This is a genomic window from Acinetobacter johnsonii, from assembly GCF_048551975.1.
In the GTDB taxonomy this organism is placed as follows: domain Bacteria; phylum Pseudomonadota; class Gammaproteobacteria; order Pseudomonadales; family Moraxellaceae; genus Acinetobacter; species Acinetobacter johnsonii_A.
On record NZ_JBIMCF010000315.1, the window covers coordinates 1 to 252 of the forward strand.

The window sequence follows — 252 nt, forward strand, 5'->3', positions numbered from 1 at the left end:
TGCTTATACTCAAATTAACGCGATTGCGGAAAATGTAGGCTTAAGCATTGAACAAATTTTAGAGTTTGGCGCGACCAAGCGGAAAAAAGGCACACGTAAGTCGGTTGAACCGCGTTACCGTAACAAAGGCAATGCTGTTGAGACATGGACTGGCCGTGGTAAGCACCCACGTTGGTTAGTGGCTCAGTTAGAAAAAGGTGCGAAGCTTGAAGATTTTCTAATCTAAGTCCTCACCTTGTCACAGATGTGACA

1 protein-coding gene is annotated in these 252 nt (G+C 44.8%); it reads left to right on the forward strand.

The annotated features are described in order from the left end of the window. Positions 1 to 226: H-NS family nucleoid-associated regulatory protein (locus tag ACG9ZB_RS17630; RefSeq protein ID WP_419326884.1), on the forward strand; the 226-nt coding region annotated here is incomplete at its 5' end. Positions 227 to 252 lie beyond the last annotated feature (26 nt).